Below are 24,773 nucleotides of genomic sequence, written 5' to 3' on the forward strand. Positions count from 1 at the left end.
GTCAGTCCTTCTCGCTCTTCGCGCTCTCGGCGCTCCGCGCCTGCGAGTCGTCTTCAGCGTCCTCGGCTTTCGCCTCGGTCGCCTCCGGCTCGGGCTCAGTCGCCTCCGGCGCCTTCTCCGCCTCCGGCTCCGCAGGTTCCGATGGCTCCGAAGCCTCCGCCGGGGCTGCGCCCGGCTCCGGCTTGCCCTTCAGCAGCTCGGGGTCCTCGCGCTTGCCGTGCACCAGCACCAGGTACAGGACCGCGCCGGCGAAGACGATCAGGGAGGTGAAGATGTTGATGCGGATCCCGAAGATCAGGGTGGCCTCGTCGGTGCGCATCATCTCGATCCACAGCCGACCGAGGGTGTAGCCCGCGACGTAGAGCGCGAACACCCGGCCGCGGCCCATCCGGAACTTGCGGTCCGCCCAGATGATCAACAGGAAGATCAGCAGGTTCCAGACCAGTTCGTAGAGGAACGTCGGGTGCACGACGGTGATCGGGGTGTGGTCCAGGGCCACGCCGCCGATCGGGTCGTTGAGGCCGGTGGCCGGGTCGACGCGGCGGTAGATCTCCAGGCCCCACGGCAGGGTCGTCGGCGCGCCGTAGAGCTCCTGGTTGAACCAGTTGCCGAGGCGGCCGATGGCCTGCGCCAGGATGATGCCGGGCGCGACGGCGTCGGCGAACGCGGCCAGCGGGACGCCCCGCCGGCGGCAGCCGATCCAGGCGCCCACGGCACCGAGCGCGACGGCGCCCCAGATGCCCAGGCCGCCTTCCCAGACCTTGAGCGCGTCCAGCGGGTTGCGGCCCGGGCCGAAGTACTTGTGCCAGTCCGTGGCCACGTGGTACAGCCGACCGCCGACCAGGCCGAACGGCACCGCGAACACCGCGATGTCGATGACGGTGCCTTCGGCCCCACCTCGTGCCACCCAGCGGCGGCTGCCGATCCAGACCGCGGCGATGATGCCCGCGATGATGCACAGCGCGTACGCGCGCAGCGGAATCGGGCCGATGTACCAAACCCCTTGCGGCGGGCTCGGAATGGTGGCCAAGAACGAATTCGCCGTGGCGGCAACCGGGGCATTCACAGCGCTAACGGTATCGGTCGCCCCGCGCCGGAGCTCGCACCCCCCAAAGACCCGTTGGGGCGAACGGAGAACTCGTCCCGCCCGTTGACGCGAACGGATCAACCATTTCGCCCAAAAGCGCGAACGGACCGTCCGCCCCGCAAGACGAGGCAAACGGTCCGTTCACACCAAAAGGTGGAGTGAACAGGCCGTTCCCGGATCAGCGGCTGCGGACGCCTCGGGCGAGTTCCGCGGTCAGCTCCCGGACGCCTTCGACGCCGTCCTGCTCGACCCGGGTCACGAAGGCCGAGCCGACGATGACGCCGTCCGCGAAGGATGCGACCTCCGCCGCCTGCTCACCGGAGCGGACGCCGAGGCCGACGCCGATCGGCAGGTCGGTGTGCGCGCGGGTGCGCTGGACCAGGCCCGCTGCCGCCGAGCCGACGCTCGAGCGGGCACCGGTCACGCCCATCACCGACGTCGCGTAGACGAAACCGCTGGTGGCCTTCGCGGTCAGGGCCAGCCGCTCCTCCGTGGAGGACGGGGCGACCAGGAAGATCCGGTCCAAGCCGTGCTCGTCGGTCGCGGCGATCCAGTCCTCGCCCTCGTCCGGGATCAGGTCCGGGGTGATCACGCCGAGCCCGCCTGCGGCCTTGAGGTCGCGGGCGAAGGCGTTCACGCCGTAGTGGTGCACCGGGTTCCAGTAGGTCATCACCACGGCGTTCCCACCGGCCTCGGCGATCGAGGACACGATGTCGAAGACGTCGCGCAGCCGGAAGCCCGCGCGCAGCGCCTTGTCACTGGCCGCCTGGATGGTCGGGCCGTCCATCACCGGGTCGGAGAACGGGATGCCGACCTCGACGATGTCGCAGCCTGCCGAGCCGTCGGTGCCGGTCAGCATCGCCCGGAACAGGTCCTTGGACTCCGGCACCGTCGGGTATCCGGCGGGCAGGTAGCCGATCAGCGCGGCGCGCTGCTCCTCGCGGCAACCCTGGAAAACCTCGCGCAGGCTCACCGCGCACCCTCCTGAGCCTCGTCGACGAGACCGAAGTACTTCGCCGCAGTGTCCATGTCCTTGTCGCCCCGCCCGGAGAGGTTGACCACGATGATCGCGTCCGGGCCGAGCTCGTTGCCGAGATCCAGCGCCCCGGCCAGCGCGTGCGCGGACTCGATGGCCGGGATGATGCCCTCGGTGCGCGACAGCAGCTTGAACGCCTGCATGGCCTCGTCGTCGGTCACCGACCGGTACTCGGCGCGGCCGCTGTCCTTCAGGTACGAGTGCTCCGGCCCGACGCCGGGGTAGTCCAGCCCGGCCGAGATCGAGTAGGCCTCGACGATCTGCCCGTCGTCGTCCTGCAGCAGGTAGGAGCGGGCGCCGTGCAGCGTGCCGGGCGTGCCCTCGCCGAGGGTCGCGCCGTGCTCGCCGGATTCGATGCCGTGCCCGGCCGGTTCGAAGCCGACCAACCGCACGTCGGGGTCGTCGATGAAGCCGTGGAAGATGCCGATCGCGTTGGACCCGCCGCCGACGCAGGCCACGACCGCGTCGGGCAGCCGACCGGTCATCTCCAGCACCTGCTCGCGGGCCTCGTCGCCGATGACCCGGTGGAAGTTGCGGACCATCATCGGGAACGGGTGCGCGCCCGCGGCGGTGCCCAGCAGGTAGTGCGTGTGGTCGACGTTGGCGACCCAGTCCCGCAGCGCCTCGTTGATGGCGTCCTTGAGAGTCGCCGAGCCGGTGTTGACCGGGATGACCTCCGCGCCCAGCAGCCGCATTCGCGCCACGTTGAGGGCCTGCCGCTCGGTGTCGACCTTGCCCATGTAGATCACGCAGTCGAGGCCGAGCAGCGCGCAGGCGGTGGCGGTGGCCACGCCGTGCTGCCCGGCGCCGGTCTCGGCGATGACCCGGCGCTTGCCCATCCGCTTGACGAGCAGCGCCTGCCCCAGCACGTTGTTGATCTTGTGCGAGCCGGTGTGGTTGAGGTCCTCCCGCTTGAGCAGGATCCGCGCGCCGCCCGCGTGCTCGGCGAAGCGCTTGGCCTCGGTCAGCAGCGACGGGCGACCGGCGTAGTTGCGCAGCAGGTCGTCGAGCTCGGCCAGGTACTCCGGGTCGCGCTGCGCCTTGGCGTACTCGGCCGCGAGCTCGTCCTGCGCCGCGATCAGCGCTTCCGGCATGAACCGGCCGCCGTAGTCCCCGAAGTGCCCGCGCTCGTCCGGGTCGTGCCCGTCCGGAACGGGCTTGCCCTGGCGGTGTGCGCGCGCGGTGTCCGCCCCCACGGTCATTGCCTTACCTCCTGTGCTTCGCCGACCCCGCGCTGCCCGTCAGCGGCTCGGCCGCGGGCATGCCGGGTGCGACCCGGCGGTCACCAGCTGGGTGACGGCCGTCTTGGGATTGTCGCTGGTTACCAAACCCTCGCCGACCAGCACCGCGTCCGCACCCGAGCCCGCGTAGGCCATCAGGTCGCTGGGCCCGCGCACGCCGGATTCGGCGATCTTGACGATGTGCTGCGGCAGCCCCGGCGCGATCCGGCCGAACACGTCGCGGTCCACCTCGAGCGTATGCAGGTTGCGGGCGTTGATGCCAATGACTTTCGCACCCGCCTCCAGCGCCCGGTCGGCCTCCTCGGCGGTGTGCACCTCGACCAGCGCCGTCATGCCCAGCGATTCGACCCGGTCGAGCAGAGCTTCCAGCGCGTTCTGCTCGAGCGCCGAGACGATCAGCAGCACCATGTCCGCGCCGTGCGCACGGGCCTCGTGCACCTGGTACGGGCTGACGATGAAGTCCTTGCGCAGCAGCGGGGTGTTGACCACCTTCGCCCGCACCGCGTCGAAATCGGCGAGCGAACCGCCGAAGCGGCGCTCCTCGGTGAGGACGCTGATCACTCGCGCACCAGCGGCTGCGTAGTCGGCGGCCAGCTCGGCCGGCTCGCCGATCTCGGCCAGCTCGCCCTTGGACGGGCTGCGCCGCTTGACCTCCGCGATGACGCCCACGCCGGGCGCCCGCAGCGCCGCGAGCACGTCGTGCGGCGGTGGAGCCGCCGCGGACAGCTGCTTGATCTCGTCGAACGGAATCGCGGATTCGCGAACTGCCAGATCTTCGCGAACGCCTTCGATGATGGATTCCAGAACGGTCACACGAACACCTCGCCGGCCCTGCCCCGAACAGCCACCCGCAAGTCCCTGATCCGCGAGTTGCATGCGCAGATGAACTCATTGCGCTCGATCACGACACTCCCCTTCCCGCCGTGCCGTCGCATGGCCGATGCTAAACCTCGCCCGGGCCCCGGCCCACCAAGGGGTGTCCGGAACGTCCCAGCGCAGCAAGGACCTTCGGCCCTTGCGCGCAGGGGACTCGTCCATTCGGAACCGTGCCGAACTGGGTTTTCCGGCCTTGCGAAGGAAACTCGAATTCAATTCACCGGTCTTGGTCGTCAGTCGGATCGCGACCGGCGTCCAGGTCCTGCCACATCTGCCTGTCCGGATCGTGGGATTTCTGCTTCGCCGCGCTCGGCGCCGAGTACTTCGCACCCATCGCCGGCATTCTCCCGGCCCGGAGCACGACCAACAACCCGGCGAGCAGCAGCAGGACCGCGGCGAGCAGCACCAGCAGCGGCCCGTACGGCTGCGTGGTGATGGCACCGACGGGACTGCTGCCCGGCGGCGCCTCCGGCGCGCTCTGCACCGACAAGCCCGAGGTGAACGCCTGCACCGACCGCCAGGCCAGCGCGGCACCCGCGACGACCACCAGCACGCCCACCAGGCGACGCAGCCAGCCACCGGTGGCCAGCACCGCCGCCACGGCGGTCAGCGAGGCCAGCGCCATCGGGACCAGCTCCGGGCGCAGGTCCGCGCCCGCGAGCCGAACCGGGACCTCGGTGCCGAACGGGCTGCGGAACAGCTGCTCGGCCCAGTTCAGCGCGCTGGCACCCCACAACGCCCCGGCGGCGGCCAGCGCCAGCAGCACGACCAGCCACAGGAGTCCCTTGGAGCGCGGCTTCGGCTCAGATCCCGGCTCGGTGGTCAACCCGCTCCTCCGTCACCTGCTCGCCGCGCGGGCGGGCCAACGTCTCCGCCGTCGCGATCGCGTTCAGCACCGCGCGCGCCTTGTTCAGGCACTCCTGGTCCTCCGCGACCGGGTTCGAATCGGCCACGATCCCGCCACCGGCCTGCACGTAGGCCCGGCCGTCGCGGACCAGCGCGGTGCGGATCGCGATCGCGGTGTCGGCGTCCCCGGCGAAGTCCAGGTACCCGACGACGCCGCCGTACTGGGCGCGCCGCGTCGGTTCCAGCTCCTCGATCAGCTCCAGCGCGCGCGGCTTGGGCGCACCGGACAGGGTGCCCGCCGGGAAGCAGGCCGCGACCGCGTCGAAGGCAGTCTTGTCGTCGGCGAGCTGCCCGGTCACCGTCGACACGATGTGCATGACGTGGCTGTAGCGCTCGATGCGGAAGAAGTCGACGACGTGCACCGAACCCGGCTTGCAGACCCGGCCCAGGTCGTTGCGGCCGAGGTCGACGAGCATCAGGTGCTCGGCGCGCTCCTTGTCGTCGTTGAGCAGCTCCTTCTCCAGCGCCGAGTCCTCGTCCTCGTCCGCGCCGCGCCAGCGGGTCCCGGCGATCGGGTGCGTGGTCGCCTGCCCGTCGCGCACCGTCACCAGCGACTCCGGGCTGGAGCCGACGATGTCGAACGGGGTGCCACCGTCCGGCGCCTCCAACCGCAGCAGGTACATGTACGGGCTGGGGTTGGTGGTGCGCAGGACGCGGTAGATGTCCAGCGCGTCGGCGGAGGTGTCCATCTCGAAGCGCTGGGAGACCACGACCTGGAACGCCTCGCCGGCCCGGATCGCTTCCTTGGCCTTCTCCACCGCCTCGTAGTGTTCCTCGGGCTGGCGGCGGCGGACGAACTGCGGGCTGGGCCGGGAGAAAGCGGCCACCGTCGGCTCCGACGGGGTGCACAGCTGCTCGGCCATCTCGTCGAGCCGGCGCACCGCGTCGTCGTAGGCCGCGTCCACCCGCTCCGGGCTGTCGTCCCAGTTCACCGCATTGGCGATCAGGGTGATCGTGCCCTCGTGGTGGTCCAGCGCCGCCAGGTCGGTGGCCAGCAGCATGACCAGCTCGGGGATCTGCAGATCGTCCTCGGTGAGGTCGGGCAGCCGCTCCAGGCGGCGCACCGAGTCGTAGCCGAGGTAGCCGACCATGCCACCGGTCAGCGGCGGCAGGCCCGGCAGCGGATCGGTCTGCAGCAGCCGGACGGTCTCGCGAAGCGCCTGCAACGGGTCGCCGCCGTCGGGCAGGCCGACGGGCGGGGTGCCCGTCCAGTGCGCTTCTCCGTCTCGGACGGTCAGCGCGGCGGCGCTGCGGGCGCCGACGAAGGACCATCGCGACCAGGAACGCCCGTTCTCCGCGGATTCGAACAGGAACGTCCCGGGGCGGTCCCCGGCGAGCTTGCGGTACACCCCGAGCGGAGTCTCGTCGTCCGCGAGCAGCCGTCGCACCACCGGGATGACCCGGCGGTCCGCCGCGAGAGCGCGGAACTCCTCGCGTCCGGGACTGATTGAGCCGATATCACCGTCGCCGACCATGTCGTCATTGTGCCGCGCACCCGTTTCCCGCCGCGCGCGCCCTCCGGGCCGCTTTGCCCCCGGCCCGCCGAGGCGGCCAGGATGAACGGGTGAGCAGTGCAACGAACGGCACCGAGCCGAAGCGGCGCGGGCGGCGCCCCAGCGGCGAGGACACCAAAGCCGCGCTGTTGGCGGCTGCGCGCGAGGTGTTCACCGAGCAGGGCTACGACGCGGCCACGGTGCGCGCCATCGCGGCGCAGGCCGGAGTCGACCCGGCAATGGTCAACCACTGGTTCGGCGGCAAGGCGGGGCTGTTCTCCGCAGCGGTGCAGATCCCGGTCAACCCGGACGAAGTGGTGCCGGAACTGCTGGCCGGTGACCGCGAGGAGCTCGCCGAGCGGCTGCTGCGGCGGTTCCTGACGGTGTGGGACAACGCGGAGGGCGGTCAGTTCGCCGCCCTGGTGCGCAGCATCTCCGCCAACGAGAGCGCGGTGTCGATGCTGCGCGACTTCATCCAGAACGTCATGTTCAACCAGCTGGTCAAGGCGCTCGGGGTGGATCGCCCGGAGCTGCGCGCCTCGCTGGCCGGATCGCAGATCGTCGGCCTGGGCATGGCCCGCTACGTGGTCCACCTGGAACCCCTGGCGTCGGCCGACCACGACACGGTGGTCGCCGCGGTCGGCCCCAACCTCCAGCGCTACCTCACCGGCGACCTCGGCCCCACCGACCGCTGACCGGATCCCGAATTTCCCTAAAACCGGAATCACCGGGGATTCCGAATTTCCCTAAATTTGGAAACCTCTGATCGGGCTCAGGACTCGGGGGGGAGGAGGGCGTCGGCGTCGAAGCAGGTTCGGTCGCCGGTGTGGCAGGCCGCGCCTTCCTGGTCGACGACCAGGAGGATCGTGTCGCCGTCGCAGTCCAGGCGGACGTCGTGCACCTGCTGGGTGTGGCCGGAGGTCTCACCCTTGACCCAGTACTGCTGGCGGCTGCGGGAGTAGTAGGTGGCGCGGCGGGTGGTGAGGGTGCGGTGCAGCGCCTCGTCGTCCATCCACGCCATCATCAGCACCTCGCCGGTGCCGCGCTGCTGCGCGATCGCCGGGACCAGCCCTTCGGCGTTGCGCTTGAGACGAGCCGCGATCGCCGGGTCCAGACCGCTCATCGAACAGTGATCCCTTCCGCCCGCATGGCGTCCTTGACCTCGCCGATCCGCAGCTGCCCGAAGTGGAACACGCTGGCGGCCAACACCGCGTCCGCTCCCGCGTGCACGGCGGGCGCGAAGTGCTCGACCGCTCCGGCGCCGCCGCTGGCGATCAGCGGCACGTCCACGACCGCCCGCACCGCGCGGATCATCTCCAGATCGAACCCGGCCTTGGTGCCGTCGGCGTCCATCGAGTTCAGCAGGATCTCGCCGACGCCCAGCTGCTGGCCCTTCGCCGCCCACTCGACCGCGCAGATCCCGGTGCCGCGCCGACCGCCGTGCGTCGTGACCTCGTATCCGGACGCCGTCGGCTGCTCGCCCTCGGGCACCCGGCGTGCATCCACCGACAGCACCACGCACTGGGCGCCGAAGCGCTGTGAGGCCTCGCTGAGCAGCTCGGGACGGGCGATCGCAGCGGTGTTCAGGCTGACCTTGTCCGCGCCGGCGCGCAGCAGCCGGTTGATGTCCTCGGTGCTGCGCACGCCGCCACCGACGGTCAGCGGGATGAACACCTGCTCGGCGGTCTGGCGGACCACGTCGAAGGTGGTCTCCCGATCACCGGAGGAAGCCGTGACGTCCAGGAAGGTCAGCTCGTCAGCGCCCTCCGCGTCGTAAGCGCGGGCGAGCTCGACGGGGTCGCCCGCATCCCGGAGATCGGTGAAGTTGACACCTTTGACGACCCGCCCCTGATCGACGTCCAAGCAGGGGATCACACGCACCGCAACGGCCATGCCTCCAGGGTAGAGACACGGCCGCGCGGCACTGTGGACGGGCGCCGTCAGTGATGCATCCGCGCCCCCTTGAGGACCTTGTCCACCCCGTTGCGCGGCCCGTGCACGGCGATCCCGACCAGGTCGAGCGCGTCGGTGCCCACCGCGCGCACGGCTGCGCGGTTGTCCCGGTCGTTGCCCGTGCTGAACAGGTCAGCGGTGAACACCGCGGTGCGCAGCGAGCGGGACAGCGCCCGGGTGTGCGCGGTGGTCAGCAGCTCCTTCGCGCCTTCGAAGACCAGCACGGGCTGGCGGAACATCGGCAGGTACTCGACGTCGTCGGCGTCCGCGTACGGCTCGCCGATCACCTCGGGTTCCGCCGTGCCGAGCCCGCTGACGAGGAAGGCCGTCACGTTCAGCCGCTGCCAGGGTTCGAGGTCTTCGCGCAGCAGAACGGCGATCTTGTTGTCGAAGCGGATCGGGGCAGGCGATGTTTCCATGCTCCGAGACTGCGCCGTGCACGCCGCCGCCGTCTTGTACGTTCTTTGCATGGCGCACCAGCAGGAGATCTCTGCTTGGCGGCCGTCGGTTCCGGGCGTCACGGAGGTCTTGCACGCCCATCTCACCGAGCACGCGTACCCGATGCACGTCCACGACGCGTGGACGCTGCTGATCGTCGACGACGGCGCGGTCCGCTACGACCTGGACCGCCACGAGCGCGGCACCCCGGACGACACCGTCAGCCTGCTGCCGCCGCAGGTCCCGCACAACGGCTCGCCCGCCACCCCGAACGGCTTCCGCAAGCGCGTGCTCTACCTCGACACGACGCAGCTGGACGAGAGCTTCATCGGAGCGGCCGTCGACGACCCGGACTTCACCGATCCCCTGCTGCGCAAGAGCATCGGGCAGCTGCACGCCGCTCTGGCCAACCGGGGAGACGAGTTCGAGGCAGAGAGCAGACTCGCCCTCATCAGCCAGCGTCTGCGCGAGCACCTGCGACCGAAGCTGGCCGTCGTCACGGCATCTGACCGTGGCATCGCTGGAGACCTGCGCGACGTGCTCGACTCACGGTTGCTGGAAGGCACCACGTTGGCGGAGACGGCGCAGATGCTCCACGCCCATCCCGCGCATCTCGTGCGGGCCTTCAGCACGGCGTTCGGCATCGCACCGCACCAGTACGTGACGTCGCGGCGCGTCGACCTCGCCCGCCGCATGCTCCTCGAAGGACGGCCACCTGGCGAGGTGGCGACCGAGGCGGGGTTCTACGACCAGTCCCACCTCGCCCGGCACTTCAAGCGGATCCTGGGCATCCCGCCGGGCAAGTACGCCCGAGCCGGATCCGACCGCTGGGTCAGCGGACGGCCGCCAGGGCGTCTTCGAGGGTGAAGTTCTGGGCGTACAGCGCCTTTCCGACGATGGAGCCCTCCAGGCCGACCGGGGCGAGCTTCGACAGCTCCACCAGATCGTCCACACTGGACACACCGCCGGAGGCGATCACCGGGGCGTCAGTGCGGGAGCAGACCTCGCGCAGCAGCTCGGTGTTCGGGCCCTGCAGGGTGCCGTCCTTGCTCACGTCGGTGACCACGTAGCGGCGGCAGCCAGCCGCGTCCAGGCGCGCCAGCACCTCCCAGAGGTCGCCGCCGTCCTTGGTCCAGCCGCGGGCGGCCAGCCGGTGGCCCTGCTCGGTGATCCGCACGTCCAGGCCGACCGCGACCCGCTCGCCGTACTCGGCGACCACGCGGTCCGCCCACTCCGGGTTCTCCAGCGCGGCGGTGCCGAGGTTGACCCGCGCGCAGCCGGTGGCCAGCGCGGCCTCCAGCGAGGCGTCGTCGCGGATGCCACCGGACAGCTCCACCTGCACGTCGAGCTTGCCGGTCACCTCGGCGAGCAGCTCGCGGTTCGAGCCGCGGCCGAACGCGGCGTCCAGGTCGACCAGATGGATCCACTCCGCCCCCGCGCGCTGCCACGTCAGCGCGGCCTCCAACGGGTCACCGTAGGAGGTCTCGGAACCGGCGGCGCCCTGCACTAGGCGGACTGCCTGCCCGTCGGCAACGTCAACTGCGGGAAGCAAGGTGAAGCTCACGCCCCAACCCTACTGGCAGCGCCCCGACCACCCACGACCCAGCCCAACCCAACGCACCCCGACGTCACCCGAGGCCCTGCCAATTTCGCGAGAAATTGGCACCCCTTCCCCCACCCGAGCGACCCGCCGGCACGCCTGAGTTGGTCAATTTCGCGAGAAATTGACGTTCACCCGGGTGTAAATGACAGCGGCGCGTAGCGCCACCTTGAGGGGCGGTGGTCGGGCGAAGGGCTGGCCCAATTTCTCGCGAAATTGACACCCCCCAGGACGGCTCAGCGGCGGGAGCGTTCCGCGTAGAGGACTGCAGTGACCGGGATTGCCAGGACGATCACGACGAGGAGCAGGACCGTCCAGAGGGGGAAGCCGGCTTGGATCAGGTAGGGGGCTCCCATGCCGGAGACCAGGCCGACCGCTAGGACGATGGCGATCAGCCGGATCGTGCGCTGGCTCATCATGCCGGAGCGGCGCGTCACAGGGTGCCCAGCCAGTTGCGCAGCAGCTGAGCGCCCGCCTCGCCGGACTTCTCCGGGTGGAACTGGGTCGCCGTCAGCGGGCCGTTCTCCACCGCGGCGACGAACCGCTCGCCGTGCTCGGCCCAGGTCACCAGCGGCGGCGCGATCGAGTCCGACGGATCCAGCTCCCAGCGGCGCATGCCGTAGGAGTGCACGAAGTAGAAGCGGGTGCCCGGCTCCATCCCGGCGAACAGCGCACTGCCCTCCGGGGCGTCGACCTCGTTCCAGCCCATGTGCGGCAGGACATCGGCGTGCAGCCGCTCGACGGTGCCCGGCCACTGGCCGCAGCCGTTGGCCTGCATGCCGTGCTCGACGCCCTCGTCGAAGAGCACCTGCATGCCGACGCAGATGCCCAGCACCGGACGGTCACCGGCCAGCCGGTGATCGATGATCTTGTCGCCGCCGACCTCCAGCAGGCCTTCCATGCAGGCCGCGAACGCCCCGACGCCGGGGACCACCAGGCCGTCGGCCTCCATCGCGGCACGATGGTCGGCGGTCACCTCGACGTCGGCGCCGACGCGCTCTAGCGCGCGTTCGGCGGAGCGGAGGTTGCCTGATCCGTAGTCCAAGATGACGACTCGTGCCACGGCCCCAGGCTACCGGCGCAGGCGGTCACCCCACGTTGCGGGCTTCGAGGCGTTCCACGTCGATGCCCCACGCGAGGACGCGCTCCGGGCGGATGCGGATGACATCGCCGCTCAACCCGTCTTCGGTCGACCCGACCCCGAGCAGCGCCTCGGCCGCCCCGCGGATCTCGATGCCGCGCGCTCCCCACTTCCCGTCCATGTCGTCGACGACGAACGAGACCCGTGGATCCCGCTTGACGTTCCGCCACTTCTGCGAGGTCGTGTTGGACCAGCTGACGATGTCGATCGTCCCGTCCGGCCCGAGGCGCACCCAGACCGGTCGCGCCTGCGGCTGCCCTTCCGGTCCGAGCGTGCACAGCCGCCCCAGCGTCTGGCTCTCCAAGTACTCGACCTCGCTGTCGGTGAAGGTCATCGGCCTCCGTCCAGGAAGTCGCGGATCGACGCGGCGATCGCGGTCGGCCCCAAGCCGTGCGCGGACTCGTGCTCCTCGGCGGTTCCGTACGCGCGCAACTCCTGATCGCGGCGGACGCCCAGGGCCAGCGACCGGTGCGGGATGTCGGCCAGCGCGTCGTTGACCTCGTGCGTCGAGGTTCCGCGCAGGTACGGCTCCACCAGCACCACCTCGGGGCCCGCCGCGCCCACCGCTTCGCGGAGTCCGGCGGCGTCGAACGGCCGGACCGTGGCCGTGTACAGCACGGTCACGTCCAGCGCGGCGGTGGCGGTCAGCACCGGGTCGAGCATCGGTCCAACGGCCAGCACCACTCCCCTGCTGCCGCTGCGGACCGTCCGCCAGCCCGGACCCGTCACCAGCGGCTCGGCGTTGACCCGTTCGGAAAGCCGCAGGTAGACGGGGTCGTCGCCGGGCAGCGCCGAGCGCAGCAGTGCGTCGACCTCGGCCGGGTGGCCGGGGACGTGCACGGTCCAGCCGGGCAGCGTGTCGATCAGCGCGACGTCGCCGGGCGCCATGTGCGTGCGCCCCGCCGTCGGGTAGTCGTAGGAGGCGCCGGTGCTGACCACGATCGCGCCGACGCCCTGGTGGCTGAGGTCGAGCTTGAGCTGTTCGAAGGGTCGCTCCACCGCGAACGGCGTGATCGAGTGGACCACCGGCCGCAGTCCGGTCAGCGCCAGCCCGCCGGCCACGCCGACCATGGCCTGCTCGCGGATGCCGACGTTGAGCACCCGGCGCGGATGGCGCTGCGCGGCTTCGGTGAAGCGGTCCGCGGAGATCTCGGCCAGCACGACGGCCACTCGCGGGTCGGCGTCGAGCGCTTCGCCGACGGTCTGGGCGAACTGGTCGCGCATGGTGGCGGCGATCGTCGGGGCGGTCATCACAGCTCCTTGGGTTCGACTTCGGCGACCACCGCGAGCGGGCGGTCCGGGTGGGTGTCGGTGAGGGCGCGGCGGAGTTCGCCGTGGTCGCGGCCGTTGACGGTGCGCGCGGCCCAGCCCTCGCGGGCGAAGCGGTCGGCGATGCCGCCGGGCCAGCCGGTGCTGGAGGAGCTGTTGTCCACCACCACGGTGGTCAGCTGCTCCAGTCCCCACCGCCCGGCGACCTGGATGGCCTCGTGGTTGCTGCCCTCGTCGAGTTCGGCATCGCCGACGAGGACGACGACTCGTGGCCGGTCGTGCCCTTGAGCGCGCAGGCCCAGCGTGACGCCGAGGCCGAGCGGCAGGCCGTGTCCGAGGGAGCCGCTGCCGATCTCCACACCGGGAGCCAGCACGCGGTCGGGGTGGAAGCCGAGTCTGGAGTCGAACTGGCCGAAGCCGGGCAGCTCGGCGGGATCCAGGAAGCCCTTGGCGGCCAGCACCGCGTAGAAGGCCATCGGGCCGTGGCCCTTGGACAGCAGGAAGCGGTCGCGTTCGGGGTCGTCGAGGCGCTGCGGGTCGACCGACAGGACCTGGTCGTAGAGCACCCACAGGACGTCGAGTGTGGAGGTCGCGGCGGCCGAGTGCTTCTCGTCGCCGGTCATCGCGCTCATCAGCGGCCGGAGATCGGCGTAGCCGTACGTCGTGGTGATCGTCATGCAGCCAGGGTGGAACTTCGAGCGAACTGGAGGTCAAGACCCGATTTCGGGAAAACCTCGAGCATGCTCGAAGTGTTTCGGGTTAGCCTGGCGGGCGTGTCGAAGCTTCCGAAACTGCTCACCATCGGCGAAGTCGCCCACCGGAGCGGAGTCGCGCAGACCGCCCTGCGCTTCTACGAGGACCGCGGGCTGATCTCCAGCACCCGGACCACCGGCAACCAGCGTCGCTACGACCGGTCGGTGCTGCGCCGGCTGGCGTTCATCCGTTCTGCGCAACGCGTTGGCCTGAGCCTGGAGCAGATCGCCGAAGCGCTCGCCACGCTGCCCGACGACCACGCGCCGACCAAGGCGGACTGGGCGCGGCTGTCTCGGCGGTGGCGGGACGAGCTGGACGCGCGGATCGACGGGTTGCAGCGGCTTCGCGATCGGCTGACCGGGTGCATCGGGTGTGGTTGTTTGTCGCTGCGGACCTGCACCTTGCACAACGCCGACGACAAGCTCGCGGAGCTCGGGCCGGGGGCGCCGCTTCTTCGGCCGACCGCGGACCGCGGGTGACAGCCCGGGCGGGCTGTGCGATGAGAGGTGCCGTTGGGGACGGGGTTGCTTCGGGTTCAAAGCGGTAGGTGGTCACCTGGGGCGAGGCGATCTTTCCTAATACTGGCCGCGTTCTCGACGGAGCCTGCGGTCGGGAGGGAGCCAGTTCCAGGAAAAATCGACGGCCGTCACCACCGCTTGAACAGTGGGTGTCAGGCTTCGCCTGTCCAGCGGTAGGTCATTTCTGGGCGGCCTACGCCGCCGTATTGGGGGCGGCGTTCTGCCATGCCGTTGTTCACCAGGTATTCGAGGTAGCGGCGGGCCGTCACTCGGGAGACTCCAGCGGCTTCGCCTACCGTGCCTGCTGGGGCGCCTTCCGGGGCTGCGCGGAGTGCTGAGACCACTGATGCCAGGGTTTCGTCACTCATTCCCTTTGGGAGGGCTGCGCGGTCTACTCCTCGGAGGGTTGCGAAGGCTCGGTCGATTTCGCCTTGGCCGCTGACCTCTCGGTCGTGGCCGAGGCTTGCCCGGAATCGGGCGTAGTGCTCCAGCTTTTCCCGCATTCCTGCGAAGGTGAACGGTTTCAGCAGGTACTGGACCACTCCGCTGGACACCGCGGCGCGCACCACCTTCAGCTCTCGGACGGAGGTCACCGCGATCACGTCCGCGGTGCTACCCGCGTTGCGCAGGCCTCGCGCCACCTGCAGGCCGTCCATGTCGGGCAGGCGCAGGTCGAGCAGGACCAGGTCGACGGGGGTGCGTTCGACGAAGCGCAGCGCTGCCTGCCCGGTTCGGACCCGGCCGGCTACCTCGAAGCCGTCGATGCGGTTGACGTAGGCCTCGTGGGCCTCGCCGACCAGCGGGTCGTCCTCCACCACCAGCACCGAGATCACCGCACCACGTCCGATCCGGACGGCAGCCGCACGGTGAACACCGCGCCGCCGTCGCTGGTCACCTCGATGCTGCCGCGGTGGCGGCGCACGCTCTGCCCGACCAGCGCGAGCCCGAGACCGCGGCCCGAATCCTTCGTCGACCAGCCGCGCTCGAAGAGCCGCCGAGCGCTCTGCGGATCCACGCCCGGCCCGTTGTCGGCGACCCGGATCAGCACACCGTCCGAAGTGGACCGAACGGTCACCGCCACGCGCGGCTGCAGGCGCTCCGCCACGGCTTCCACCGCGTTGTCGATCAGGTTGCCGAGGATCGTCACCAGGTCCCGCGAGTCGACGTGCGCCAGGTCGACGTCGTCGATCTCGGTGTCGTCGGTGAGCACGACCTCCACCCCGCGTTCCCCGGCTTCAGCGCTCTTGCCCAGCAGCACCGCGGCCAGCACGGGTTCCCCGACCGCCCCGACGACGCGGTCGGTGAGCCGCTGGGCGAGCTCCAGCTCGGCGGTGGCGAACGCGACGGCCTCGTCCGCGCGGTCGAGTTCGATCAGCGACACCACCGCGTGCAGGCGGTTGGCCGATTCGTGGGCCTGCGAGCGCAGCGTTTCGGCGAAGCCGCGCATCGAGTCCAGCTCCCCGCTCAACGCCTGCAGCTCGGTGTGGTCCCGGAAGGTGACCACGGTGCCCAGATCGCGGCCGCCGCTGCGGATCTGCGAGACGTTGACCAGCAGCACCCGCTCGTCGGTCAGGTGCACCTCGTCGCACACCGTCCGCCCCGCGCCGAGGGTCTCGACGAGCGATTCCGGCAGTCCCAGCTCTGACACCTTCCGACCTTCGACCGCGACCGGATCCAAGCCGAGCAGCAGACCGGCCCCGTCGTTGCACAACGTCACCCGGCCGGCCGGGGCGATCAGAAGCAGGCCTTCGCGCACCGCGTGCAGGATCGCGTCGTGGTACTCGTACATGCGGCTGAGCTCGGCGGGGCGCAGGCCGTGGGTGTGGCGGCGCAACCCGGCGCTGACCAGGTACGTCAGCAGCCCGCCGACCAGCAGCGCGCCCGCGGCGACCAGCACCAGCCAGGTGACGCGCTTCTCCAGCTCCAAGGAGATCGTCTGCACCGTGATGCCATCGGAGACCAGCCCGAGCAGCCGACGCGCGTCGTCGTAGACCGGCACCACGGCTCGGACCGAGAACCCGAGCGTGCCCGGGAAGATCTCGGTGAACACCTGCCCGGCGACGGCCTGCTCGATGTGGCCGAGGAACGGCTGGCCGATCTGCGTCGGGTCGGGGTGGGTGTAGCGGATGCCCTGCGGGGACATGATCGTGATGAAGTCGACCCCGGTGTCGGCGCGAACCCGTTCGGCCAGCGGCTGCAGGTTCGCGGTCGGGTTCGGCTCGACCAGCCCGCGTTGGACGTCCGGTTGCGCGGCCAGGGTGCGGGCCACCGCCACGACCTTGTCGCGGGCCGCGTCCTCGTTGCGCTGCCGCGCGTCGTACCAGGCCAGCGCGGTGCCGGCGAGCACCACGACGGCCACCACGACGACCTGGAGCACGAACAGCTGTCTGGCGAGGCTCCACTGCGGTCGAACGCGGCCGGACCAGTTGCGCGCATCGGCAGTAGGCATGACGGACCCGTGGACGAATGGGGGTGTGACTCCAGGAGGCTACATCACCCTCGACCTGCGGAAATCCGGCCACCTGCGGCGCCTGAGTCCTTTTGGAGCCTGTCTTCGACCCGGTTTCTTGATCTTTTGCGTCGGGCACCCGCAGTCCAGGCCGCGTCTGAGTTCCGCCACCCGCACCGCCACGCAAAACGACCACCGGAGACAGGTTCTCCGGACATCGGGCTCCGCCTGGCGAATGCCGGAGCGCGCTCCGGCGGTCTGGTAGTAGTCGCCGCGATCCGCCGAAGTCCCGGCTCTGCGCGCAGGCGCGCTGCTGCGCAACGCATCCCTGCAGCAGCAGCTCGCGCACGCCCTCCGCGACGCCTACCCCGACGAACTCGACGAGCTGAGCTCACCGGCGCACTGCTCGGAGCGATCGATGCCGCCATGCACGCCGAAATCGCAGGTACGACCTCCGACGTCGTGCGACGAGCTGCCGAGATCGCCCTGCACGGCCGCGCCGGGAATCCGGACGAGGCATCACATTTGTGAACAGAATGAACACAAGCGTGACGAAAGTGTTGCCGGGCACAGATAGTCTCTCCCGGCCACACCGTGACCTGGACCACGGGTGGCCGCGAGTATGACCCGGCTCGTCCAGGTAGGAGCGCAACAGTGGCAAGCAAAGACGCTGCGACACCACGTCGCCGGGACCGGACGCATTACCTCTACATCGCGGTGATCGTCGCCGTGCTGGCCGGTATCGCCGTCGGGTTCCTGGCCCCCGACCTCGGCAAGGCCCTCAAGCCGCTGGGCACCGGCTTCGTCGAACTGATCAAGATGATGATCTCGCCGGTCATCTTCTGCACCATCGTGCTCGGCGTCGGCGGCGTCCGGCAGGCCGCGAAGGTCGGCAAGGTCGGCGGTCTCGCCCTCGGCTACTTCATGATCATGTCGGTGGTCGCCCTGATCATCGGCCTCGCGGTCGGCAACGTGCTGCACCCCGGCGAGGGCCTGCAAATCACCGACGAGATGCGCGGTCAGGGCGCCGAGCAGGCCAGCGAGGAAACGCAGACCACCACGGAATTCCTGCTCGGGATCATCCCGAAGACGCTGGTGTCCTCGCTGACCGAGGGCCAGGTCCTGCAGACGCTGCTCGTCGCGCTGCTGGCCGGGTTCGCGCTGCAGGCGCTGGGCGACAAGGGCACCCCGATCCTGCGCGGCATCGAGCACATCCAGCGACTGGTGTTCAAGATGCTGGCGATGGTGATGTGGGCGGCCCCGATCGGCGCGTTCGGCGCGATCGCGGCGGTGGTCGGCGCAACCGGCGTGGCCGCGCTCAAGGGCCTGGCCATCATCATGGTCGGCTTCTACACGACCTGCCTGCTGTTCGTCTTCCTGGTCCTGGGACCGATCCTCTGGATGTTCGCGCGGGTCAACATCTTCTCGCTGCTGCGCTACCTGGGCCGCGAGTTCCTGCTGATCGTGTCCACCTCGTCGTCGGAGGCGGCGCTGCCGCGGCTGATCGCGAAGATGGAGCACCTCGGCGTGAGCAAGCCGGTCGTGGGCATCACGGTGCCGACGGGCTACTCGTTCAACCTCGACGGCACCATGATCTACCTGACGATGGCGTCGCTGTTCATCGCCAGCGCCCTGGGCGACCCGCTGTCGCTGGGCGAGCAGGTGTCCCTGCTGCTGTTCATGATGGTCGCCTCGAAGGGCGCGGCCGGTGTCAGCGGCGCGGGCCTGGCGACCCTGGCCGGCGGTCTGCAGTCGCACCGCCCGGAACTGCTGGACGGCGTCGGCCTGATCGTGGGCATCGACCGCTTCATGTCCGAGGCCCGCGCCCTGACCAACTTCGCGGGCAACGCGGTGGCCACGGTCCTCATCGGCTCCTGGACCAAGGAGATCGACCGGGACCAGATGAAGCAGGTGTTCGCGGGCGAAATCCCGTTCAACGAGCAGTCCTTCGCCGACGACCACGACGGCAAACCCTCCGCTGAGGACGAAACCGAGAAGGTCGCGGCCAAGAGCTGACGCGACAGCGCGAAGGGCGTCTCCCCGATCAACGGGGAGACGCCCTTCGCACATCCGGTGTGGCGGTCGGCGGTTTCGGCGCCGACCGCCACGTGCCAGAAGGTGATCAGGCGGGATCAGAGGGTGGTGCGGAAGGGGCCGGTGACTTCGTAGGTGATACCGCCGCTGCTGGTGCCGGTGGCGCCGCGCTGGGAGGAGAAGTACAGGCGGTTTCCGGCGGGGTTGAACGCGACACCGGCGATCTCGGAGCCCGACTGGCCGTTGATGCGGAGGAACGGGGCGACGACGTCGTCGGGGGTGATGATGCAGACCTCCATGTTGCCGCCGTCTTCGGCGACGTACAGGTCGCCGACGGCGGCACCGGTGATGTTGTCCACGCCGGTCAGCGGCGGATTCGAGGTCAGGTTGTCGTCGTAGGCGATGTGCAGCTGGTTGTTCACCGCGTCGTAGGCCCAGACGCGGTTGTCGCCCTTGGTGGTGAAGTAGCAGGTGCCGTTGCGGTAGAACGCGCCTTCACCGCCGTTGAAGAGCTTCGCACCGGAGACCTGCTTGCGGGTGGCGGTGGGGTTGCCGTCGGGGTCGGGGACGTTCACCCAGGACAGGGTGCTGCCGTTCTCCACGAGCACCTGCAGCGTGCCGCCGGCCGACAGGTCGCCCCAGGTGGTGGGGATGAACCGGTAGAAGCAGCCGTCGGACTGGTCTTCGGTCTGGTAGATGACCCTGCGGTCGGGGTCGCAGGCGGCGGCCTCGTGCTTGAACTGGCCCATCGCATCGCGCCGGACAGCGGGGTTGATGCCCCGGGGGTCGGTTTCCCAGGTGTAGCCGAAGTCGGTTTCCTCGCAGGACAGCCAGGTGTTCCACGGAGTGGCGCCGCCGGCGCAGTTGCGGGTGGTGCCGGAGAGGGTGCGGTAGGCGCCGGTGATGGTGCCGTCGGCGTCGAACTTGACGGCGCTGACACCACCGCCGCCGCTGCTCATCTCGGAGTTGGAGACGTAGATCCAGCCGGTTCCGTCGGCGAAGCACGCGCCGCCGTCGGGCGCGCTGTGCCAGGTGTAGCCCGTGTTGCCGACGGTCTTGGTGGAGCGGGCGATCACGCGGCTGGTGAAGCCGGCGGGCAGCTGGATGCCGTTGGCGTCAGCGGCCTGCAGAGCTCCGTAAGGGCTGGTACCGGTCTGGGCGGGGTAGGCGATGGATTCCCGGGTGACGCTGAATCCCAGGGTGACCGCGGTGCCACCGACCACGGCGGCGCGGAGGAAATTCCGTCTTTCCACGATGGTGTCCCTCTCCAAGAGCGGAAACAGAGGACCTGAGGCCGAAACCGGCCAAAACAGGCCTCAGGAAATGTAGAGGGCGGCCGGTTTCCGATCAGTGCCGAAGCCGTGAACTCTTTCCGGCTGGCGGGTGGACCGGAAGAGTTCCGAAAAGGGAAGACTCTTTGGAGAACCCCGAAGTATAAAGCCGTTCTTCCAGCAGGGAATAGTCCCTATTGGACAGACCATCCGAAGCGGCGGACACCGAGGGCTGCCCCAACAGCGCGAAGGGCGCCTCCCCGATCAACGGGAAGACGCCCTTCGCTCATCTAGCGACCAGCGATGCGCCGAGTGCTTCAGCTGAGGCTGGCCAGGAATCTCCGCCATGCGGTGTGGCTGACTTGGATGTGCCCGTCGTCAGGAGCCTTCGAATCCCGCACCGCCACGGCGAAGTCGGTTAATCGAACCTCTACGCACGTGTTGCTGGCTGCGGAGCTGCGACTGCTCTTGAACCATCCGGTGTCATAGCTCATTGCCTGAGATCCTTCAGCTTGTCGATCAGCAAGTCTCGGGTTGACGCCTCGTCCAACGCCAGTTCCTGCACCCGTTCAAAAGCGCGGAACATCGGAGCAGTGTCCTCTTCTTGATCGTGGTAGATCCCAGGTCCGTAGAGCACCGAGACGAAAGCGATTCGGGGAACCGCGCTCCCGAAGTCGAGCGTGACGAGCCCTCCGCCCAACAACGGGTTGTTCCGCACACCGCTCGACAGCACCTGGACCGTGACGTTCGGACGCTCACCGAGCTGGAGGAGATGCAAGAGCTGCCCACGCAGCACGGACGCGCTGCCGACAACCTGGTCCACGGCGGCCTCGGAGAGAACGAGGGCGACACGCTTGGGCTCGTTGGCCTCCAGAACCCGGCGCTGTTGCTCGAGACGAAATGCGACCCGGCTTTCCACCTCGTGTTCCGACGAGCTCCACCAGACGCCGTCACCAGCATCGATGACCGCACGAACGTAATCGGCCGATTGAGCCAATCCCGGAACAACACCGGCCTCGTAGAACCCGATCGACTTGGCGTCGGCCTGAAGGTCGGCAAGGCGCTCGAAGGAATGCGGCAGCTGGTCCGCGTAGGCCCGACCGCGTTGCCGTTTTCGGGCTTGTGCACCTAGAGCAAGTGCAGTGGCTTGCTCGCCCTCGGGTACTCCGTAGAAATTCAGCAGCTCGGCAAGTTCGTCCTGCGCGAGCGATCCGACGCCGATCTCCGCCCTGCTGATGCGGGCTTGCTTCCGGCCGATCGCTGCCGCCGCGTCGTTCTGCGAGACACCCTTCCGCTCTCGCAACTTCTTGAGCATCAGGCCGAGCTGACGCCGCTCCACCGTCGGTCGGCCGTAGCCCATGTCGCGGCCTCCAACCACCCGTTCAGGGACTTACGAGAAGCGTATGACTACCCATAACTCTTCTTCAAGGGGAGTTACTCCCCTTGAAGAATTCGTCAGTTGAACCTTACCTAGTTCGGGTCATGTACCCGGAGGGGAGTCGGCCGTGTATCGAGGGCAAGGGGTTGAAACCGCCACGCTGGTCGGGATATCGGAGACCGCTGTGGTCACGCACGAGTACGACGCGGCGGGAGACGAGGTGAATCTGATCTTCCAGGGCAACGACGAGCTGGTGCTCACCTGCACTCGCCGCGGTTTCGCATTGCTCCGCGACGCGGTCGCTATCGCCGACCAGGACCTCGTTGCTCACTCGGCCTGAAGCGGAGGGCGCCTTGAGCCAGCTCGTGACTCAAGGCGCCCTTCTACGTTCGAAGATCACGCGAAATCGCGCTGGCGGTTCACCCGTAGATCATCCAGCCGATGCCGCCGGCGACGGCCATGACGGCGGCGACGGCGAGCATGATCGCGAACCCGCGCGCGGTCTTCCACGTCGAGTAAGCGCCGCCGATGAGGAAGCCCGCGAGCGCGAGCAGGAGGATCGGGAGGAAATCGCCCATACCCAGCAGCCTACCGAGCCACTCCTAGCAGCTCCGCAGCTGAGGGCGTTGCACACCTAGGACGCTTGCCTTCCGGAACCACACGGCAATAAAGTCACTATCAGTTACAAGATCGACTCGATGTGACCTGCTGGGGGACAGATGGCAGCGCGAATTCAGGTGACGGACGCATCCGATCAGCACGGAGAGCTGCTGTCTCTGTATCAATGGCTGATTTTGGAGAACGAGCTCCGCGGGCAGGTCTCGCTCGACCAGCCCGCACCGGAGCCCGGCCAGATGGGGGCGCTCGCGGATGCGCTCGTGGTCTCGCTGGGCGCAGGTGGAGCGGTGACCGTGCTGGCCCGTTCGCTGTGGGTGTGGCTCCAGCAGCGGCATTCGGACCTCACCGTCGAGATCGAGGACGACGGGTCGAAGCGGCGCGTGAAGTTCGATGCCAAACGCGTCCCGAACCCGGAGGAGGTGGTGCGCGTGCTGCGGCAGCTCGAAGCGCACCCACCGTCGGAGGCGCGGTCCGAGCAGGGGGGAATGACGTGCGATTACCCTGCCGGGACACCTCGCGCGCCGTCCTGATCGGAACCAGTACCTTCGCCCACCTGACCGGCTTGCCCGCTGTCCGCAACAACCTGCGGGACCTCGCCGCCGCGCTGACGAGCGAGCGAGGAGCGGGGCTCGATCCGAAGCACTGCACGGTGCTGTCAGATCCCGACGACCGCGTTGCACTGGGCGCACATCTGAAGAACGCCGCCTCGCAGGCTCAGGACATGCTGCTGGTCTACTACGCGGGACACGGGCTGGTGGGCCTGAAGAGCGGGCACCTGTACCTGTCGCTTCCCGAAACCCAGAGCGATCTGCTGAGTTTCAGCGCTCTGCCGTTCAGCGGCATCCGCGAGATCATCGCGAGTTCCACCGCGCGCAACCGCGTGGTTATCCTCGACTGCTGCTTCTCAGGACGCGCGATCGCTGCCATGGGCGAGCAGGAAACCATGGTGGCCGGGCAGATCGAGATCGACGGCTCCTACACCCTGACCTCCGCACCGGCCAACGACCCCTCCACCGCTCCGGAAGGCGCCGAGCACACCACGTTCACCGGTGAGCTGCTCGCCCTGTTGCGCGACGGCATCGCGGACGAGCCGGAACTGCTGACCTTGGACGCGTTGTACCAGGGTCTGCGGCGGGTGATGGCGAGTCGCAACGAGCCACCGCCGCAACGGCTCGGCACCCAAACGTCCGACATGCTCGCCCTCGCGCCGAACCAGGCCTACGCACCACCGGAACCCGAGCCCGAACCGGAACCCGAACCAGAGCCAGCAGCCGAAGCGGACACCACGACTCCTCAGCAGTGGTACGAGCAGGCAGCGCGCAACGGCGATACCGACGCGATGCTGAACCTCGCGATCGTCCTCGGCGAACGCGGCCGCAAATCGGAAGCCGCCACCTGGATCCGCCGCGCCGCCGAAGCCCGCCACCCCGAGGCCATGCTGCGGCTCGGCCAGAACCTCTGGGCCGAGGGCAAGCCCTCGGACGCCGAGACCTGGTATCGCGAAGCGGCGGAAGACGGATCCCCCGAAGCGATGTTCTCCCTCGGCATCCTGTTGAAATCGCAGGACCGCAGAGAGGAGGCGGTCCAGTGGTTCGAGCGCGCGGCGGAAACCGGCAGCCCCGGCGCGATGTTCCACCTCGGTGCGCTCTGCGAGGAGAACGGCTCGCGCACCGAGGCCGAGGAGTGGTACCGGCGAGGGGCGGCCAACGGCGACGACGACGCGATGCTCCACCTCGGCATCGTGGAAGGACGGCAGGGCAACGTCACCCAGGCCGTGCGCTGGTTCCGCATGGCGGCGGTCTCCGGACGCGTCCCCGAGCACGAGCTGAGCGAACTCGTGCAGCGGTTGGGCCGGATCGACGCCAAGACGAACCTCTCGGAGGCAGCGCGCGAGCGCGAGAGAGCCGTGGCCAACTTCGCCGAATCGCTGCGCGAGGCCAGCGCCGAGGCCAAGGACAGCAGGCAGTTCCGGGACGCCGCCGACGCGGGTGACGCCGACGCCAGCGCCGATCTCGGGGGTGTTGAGGAGAAGGCCGGCCGGCTGCGCGAGGCCGAGTTCCACTACCGCTCGGCAGCGGCCAAGAACAGCCTGAAGGGGGTCTTCGCCCTCGGCTTCTTCCTGCACGAGCACGACCGGCAGGAGGAGGCCGAGCAGTGGTACCGGCGCGCGGCCAAGGTCGGCCACGCCAGCGCCATGAACAACTTGGGCGTGCTCTGCGAGGACGACGGGCGCATCCCGGAAGCGCGCAACTGGTACCGGCTGGCGGCCGATCGCGGCGAAACCATCGCGATGTTCAACCTGGGTGCGCTCGCGGAGAACGACGGCGACACCGCGACCGCGCAGGACTGGTACCTGCGAGCCGCGGACGACGACGTCGAAGCGATGTTCCGGCTGGGGGTGCTTTCGGAAGCGGCGCAGGAGCGCGTTGCGGCGCTGCAGCGGTACAAGCGAGCTGCGGTCGAGGGCCACGTCGAGGCCATGTTCCGGCTCGGAATCATGTTCACCGGCCGGGATCGCGACGAGGCAGAGCAATGGCTCCGGGAAGCGCTGTTCAACGGGCATCCGGAAGCGTCGAAGGCGTTGTCCCAGCTGCGGAAGAAGCCGTCGCTGCTGTCTCGCGTGGTCTCGCGCCGGGCGACCACTTCGGAGGACGACGAGCGCGAACCGGCTGCTCCGATGCCTGCGACGCGTCGGATGGCCTGGTAAGGCCG

General features: G+C 69.3%; 28 protein-coding genes. 7 read left to right on the forward strand and 21 right to left on the reverse strand.

Annotated features, from left to right (window positions below; all coding sequences use genetic code 11):
• Position 1 precedes the first annotated feature (1 nt).
• The 6 genes from lgt to ACWCO2_RS08555 all read right to left on the reverse strand — a co-directional run bounded on the left by lgt (position 2) and on the right by ACWCO2_RS08555 (position 6,621).
• Positions 2–1,066, reverse strand: a complete 1,065-nt coding sequence (gene lgt, locus ACWCO2_RS08530; protein WP_450127069.1) for a prolipoprotein diacylglyceryl transferase — start codon at positions 1,064–1,066, stop codon at positions 2–4.
• A 199-nt stretch (positions 1,067–1,265) separates the two neighbouring features.
• A complete protein-coding gene (gene trpA / locus ACWCO2_RS08535) occupies positions 1,266–2,060 on the reverse strand; it encodes a tryptophan synthase subunit alpha (RefSeq protein WP_450127070.1) in 795 nt (264 codons plus the stop codon).
• Positions 2,057–3,325: a tryptophan synthase subunit beta gene (gene trpB, locus ACWCO2_RS08540; protein WP_450127071.1), complete on the reverse strand. Its 1,269-nt coding sequence runs from the start codon at positions 3,323–3,325 to the stop codon at positions 2,057–2,059. Before trpB ends, trpA begins: the two co-directional genes overlap by 4 nt.
• A gap of 39 nt (positions 3,326–3,364) precedes the next feature.
• The gene (trpC, locus tag ACWCO2_RS08545) at positions 3,365–4,177 is read right to left on the reverse strand and encodes an indole-3-glycerol phosphate synthase TrpC (RefSeq protein ID WP_450127072.1); all 813 of its coding nucleotides are present in this window, start codon (positions 4,175–4,177) and stop codon (positions 3,365–3,367) included.
• A gap of 280 nt (positions 4,178–4,457) precedes the next feature.
• A complete protein-coding gene (locus tag ACWCO2_RS08550; RefSeq protein ID WP_450127073.1) occupies positions 4,458–5,066 on the reverse strand; it encodes a Trp biosynthesis-associated membrane protein in 609 nt (202 codons plus the stop codon).
• Positions 5,044–6,621 (reverse strand): anthranilate synthase component I, encoded by a 1,578-nt coding sequence (locus tag ACWCO2_RS08555; protein ID WP_450127074.1) that lies wholly within the window; start codon positions 6,619–6,621, stop codon positions 5,044–5,046. The genes ACWCO2_RS08550 and ACWCO2_RS08555 overlap by 23 nt, the downstream gene beginning before the upstream one ends.
• 89 nt (positions 6,622–6,710) lie before the next feature.
• Between ACWCO2_RS08555 and ACWCO2_RS08560 the strand changes: the two genes are divergently transcribed.
• Positions 6,711–7,334 carry a TetR/AcrR family transcriptional regulator gene (locus tag ACWCO2_RS08560; RefSeq protein WP_450127075.1) on the forward strand — a complete coding sequence of 208 codons (624 nt, stop codon included), beginning with the start codon at positions 6,711–6,713 and terminating at the stop codon, positions 7,332–7,334.
• Positions 7,335–7,411: 77 nt separating this feature from the next.
• On the opposite strand, the gene hisI is transcribed toward ACWCO2_RS08560, so the two are convergent.
• The 3 genes from hisI to ACWCO2_RS08575 are packed head-to-tail and all read right to left on the reverse strand — an operon-like array spanning position 7,412 to position 9,011.
• Positions 7,412–7,762: a phosphoribosyl-AMP cyclohydrolase gene (gene hisI, locus ACWCO2_RS08565; RefSeq protein WP_450127076.1), complete on the reverse strand. Its 351-nt coding sequence runs from the start codon at positions 7,760–7,762 to the stop codon at positions 7,412–7,414.
• Positions 7,759–8,532 (reverse strand): imidazole glycerol phosphate synthase subunit HisF, encoded by a 774-nt coding sequence (gene hisF / locus ACWCO2_RS08570; protein WP_450127077.1) that lies wholly within the window; start codon positions 8,530–8,532, stop codon positions 7,759–7,761. Before hisF ends, hisI begins: the two co-directional genes overlap by 4 nt.
• Positions 8,533–8,579: 47 nt before the next feature.
• On the reverse strand, positions 8,580–9,011 hold the full coding sequence (locus tag ACWCO2_RS08575; protein WP_450127078.1) for a DUF2000 family protein: 432 nt from the start codon (positions 9,009–9,011) through the stop codon (positions 8,580–8,582).
• 49 nt (positions 9,012–9,060) lie between these two features.
• Here ACWCO2_RS08575 and ACWCO2_RS08580 point away from each other — a divergent pair, with 49 nt between their 5' ends.
• On the forward strand, positions 9,061–9,897 hold the full coding sequence (locus ACWCO2_RS08580) for a helix-turn-helix domain-containing protein (protein WP_450127079.1): 837 nt from the start codon (positions 9,061–9,063) through the stop codon (positions 9,895–9,897).
• Here ACWCO2_RS08580 and priA read toward each other — a convergent pair.
• The 6 genes from priA to ACWCO2_RS08610 all read right to left on the reverse strand — a co-directional run bounded on the left by priA (position 9,863) and on the right by ACWCO2_RS08610 (position 13,717).
• On the reverse strand, positions 9,863–10,594 hold the full coding sequence (priA, locus tag ACWCO2_RS08585) for a bifunctional 1-(5-phosphoribosyl)-5-((5-phosphoribosylamino)methylideneamino)imidazole-4-carboxamide isomerase/phosphoribosylanthranilate isomerase PriA (protein WP_450127080.1): 732 nt from the start codon (positions 10,592–10,594) through the stop codon (positions 9,863–9,865). The two genes, ACWCO2_RS08580 and priA, sit on opposite strands and share 35 nt — an antisense overlap.
• A 272-nt stretch (positions 10,595–10,866) precedes the next feature.
• Positions 10,867–11,046, reverse strand: coding sequence for a hypothetical protein (locus tag ACWCO2_RS08590; protein WP_450127081.1), 180 nt, complete (start codon positions 11,044–11,046; stop codon positions 10,867–10,869).
• Between the two features lie 17 nt (positions 11,047–11,063).
• A complete protein-coding gene (gene hisH / locus ACWCO2_RS08595; protein WP_450127082.1) occupies positions 11,064–11,693 on the reverse strand; it encodes an imidazole glycerol phosphate synthase subunit HisH in 630 nt (209 codons plus the stop codon).
• Positions 11,694–11,718: 25 nt separating this feature from the next.
• A complete protein-coding gene (locus ACWCO2_RS08600; RefSeq protein ID WP_450127083.1) occupies positions 11,719–12,105 on the reverse strand; it encodes a PPOX class F420-dependent oxidoreductase in 387 nt (128 codons plus the stop codon).
• Positions 12,102–13,022, reverse strand: coding sequence for a transketolase family protein (locus ACWCO2_RS08605; protein ID WP_450127084.1), 921 nt, complete (start codon positions 13,020–13,022; stop codon positions 12,102–12,104). Before ACWCO2_RS08605 ends, ACWCO2_RS08600 begins: the two co-directional genes overlap by 4 nt.
• The gene (locus ACWCO2_RS08610; protein WP_450127085.1) at positions 13,022–13,717 is read right to left on the reverse strand and encodes a thiamine pyrophosphate-dependent enzyme; all 696 of its coding nucleotides are present in this window, start codon (positions 13,715–13,717) and stop codon (positions 13,022–13,024) included. The genes ACWCO2_RS08605 and ACWCO2_RS08610 overlap by 1 nt, the downstream gene beginning before the upstream one ends.
• A gap of 63 nt (positions 13,718–13,780) precedes the next feature.
• On the opposite strand from ACWCO2_RS08610, the gene soxR reads away from it, so the two are divergent.
• A complete protein-coding gene (gene soxR / locus ACWCO2_RS08615) occupies positions 13,781–14,272 on the forward strand; it encodes a redox-sensitive transcriptional activator SoxR (RefSeq protein WP_450127086.1) in 492 nt (163 codons plus the stop codon).
• Positions 14,273–14,463: 191 nt separating this feature from the next.
• Here the strand turns inward: soxR and ACWCO2_RS08620 are convergent, their stop codons facing one another.
• Both ACWCO2_RS08620 and ACWCO2_RS08625 read right to left on the reverse strand, forming a co-directional pair.
• Positions 14,464–15,144 (reverse strand): response regulator, encoded by a 681-nt coding sequence (locus ACWCO2_RS08620; RefSeq protein ID WP_450127087.1) that lies wholly within the window; start codon positions 15,142–15,144, stop codon positions 14,464–14,466.
• Positions 15,141–16,760: a sensor histidine kinase gene (locus ACWCO2_RS08625; protein WP_450127088.1), complete on the reverse strand. Its 1,620-nt coding sequence runs from the start codon at positions 16,758–16,760 to the stop codon at positions 15,141–15,143. Before ACWCO2_RS08625 ends, ACWCO2_RS08620 begins: the two co-directional genes overlap by 4 nt.
• 654 nt (positions 16,761–17,414) lie before the next feature.
• On the opposite strand from ACWCO2_RS08625, the gene ACWCO2_RS08630 reads away from it, so the two are divergent.
• A complete protein-coding gene (locus ACWCO2_RS08630; RefSeq protein WP_450127089.1) occupies positions 17,415–18,776 on the forward strand; it encodes a cation:dicarboxylate symporter family transporter in 1,362 nt (453 codons plus the stop codon).
• A gap of 116 nt (positions 18,777–18,892) precedes the next feature.
• On the opposite strand, the gene ACWCO2_RS08635 is transcribed toward ACWCO2_RS08630, so the two are convergent.
• The 3 genes from ACWCO2_RS08635 to ACWCO2_RS08645 all read right to left on the reverse strand — a co-directional run bounded on the left by ACWCO2_RS08635 (position 18,893) and on the right by ACWCO2_RS08645 (position 21,425).
• Positions 18,893–20,047, reverse strand: coding sequence for an alkaline phosphatase PhoX (locus ACWCO2_RS08635; protein WP_450127090.1), 1,155 nt, complete (start codon positions 20,045–20,047; stop codon positions 18,893–18,895).
• Positions 20,048–20,382: 335 nt separating this feature from the next.
• Positions 20,383–20,559 (reverse strand): DUF397 domain-containing protein, encoded by a 177-nt coding sequence (locus ACWCO2_RS08640; protein ID WP_450127091.1) that lies wholly within the window; start codon positions 20,557–20,559, stop codon positions 20,383–20,385.
• The gene (locus ACWCO2_RS08645) at positions 20,556–21,425 is read right to left on the reverse strand and encodes a helix-turn-helix domain-containing protein (RefSeq protein WP_450127092.1); all 870 of its coding nucleotides are present in this window, start codon (positions 21,423–21,425) and stop codon (positions 20,556–20,558) included. The genes ACWCO2_RS08640 and ACWCO2_RS08645 overlap by 4 nt, the downstream gene beginning before the upstream one ends.
• Before the next feature lie 145 nt (positions 21,426–21,570).
• On the opposite strand from ACWCO2_RS08645, the gene ACWCO2_RS08650 reads away from it, so the two are divergent.
• Entirely contained in the window at positions 21,571–21,783 is a 213-nt protein-coding gene (locus tag ACWCO2_RS08650) for a hypothetical protein (RefSeq protein ID WP_450127093.1), read from the forward strand.
• 79 nt (positions 21,784–21,862) lie between these two features.
• On the opposite strand, the gene ACWCO2_RS08655 is transcribed toward ACWCO2_RS08650, so the two are convergent.
• Entirely contained in the window at positions 21,863–22,021 is a 159-nt protein-coding gene (locus tag ACWCO2_RS08655; protein WP_450127094.1) for a hypothetical protein, read from the reverse strand.
• 159 nt (positions 22,022–22,180) lie between these two features.
• Between ACWCO2_RS08655 and ACWCO2_RS08660 the strand changes: the two genes are divergently transcribed.
• Together ACWCO2_RS08660 and ACWCO2_RS08665 are read left to right on the forward strand one after the other, a co-directional pair.
• Positions 22,181–22,591: an effector-associated constant component EACC1 gene (locus ACWCO2_RS08660; protein ID WP_450127095.1), complete on the forward strand. Its 411-nt coding sequence runs from the start codon at positions 22,181–22,183 to the stop codon at positions 22,589–22,591.
• Positions 22,592–22,623: 32 nt separating this feature from the next.
• Complete coding sequence (locus tag ACWCO2_RS08665; RefSeq protein ID WP_450127096.1) at positions 22,624–24,768, forward strand: caspase, EACC1-associated type; 2,145 nt, start codon at positions 22,624–22,626, stop codon at positions 24,766–24,768.
• Positions 24,769–24,773 lie beyond the last annotated feature (5 nt).

Source organism: Saccharopolyspora sp. NPDC002376, assembly GCF_053593195.1.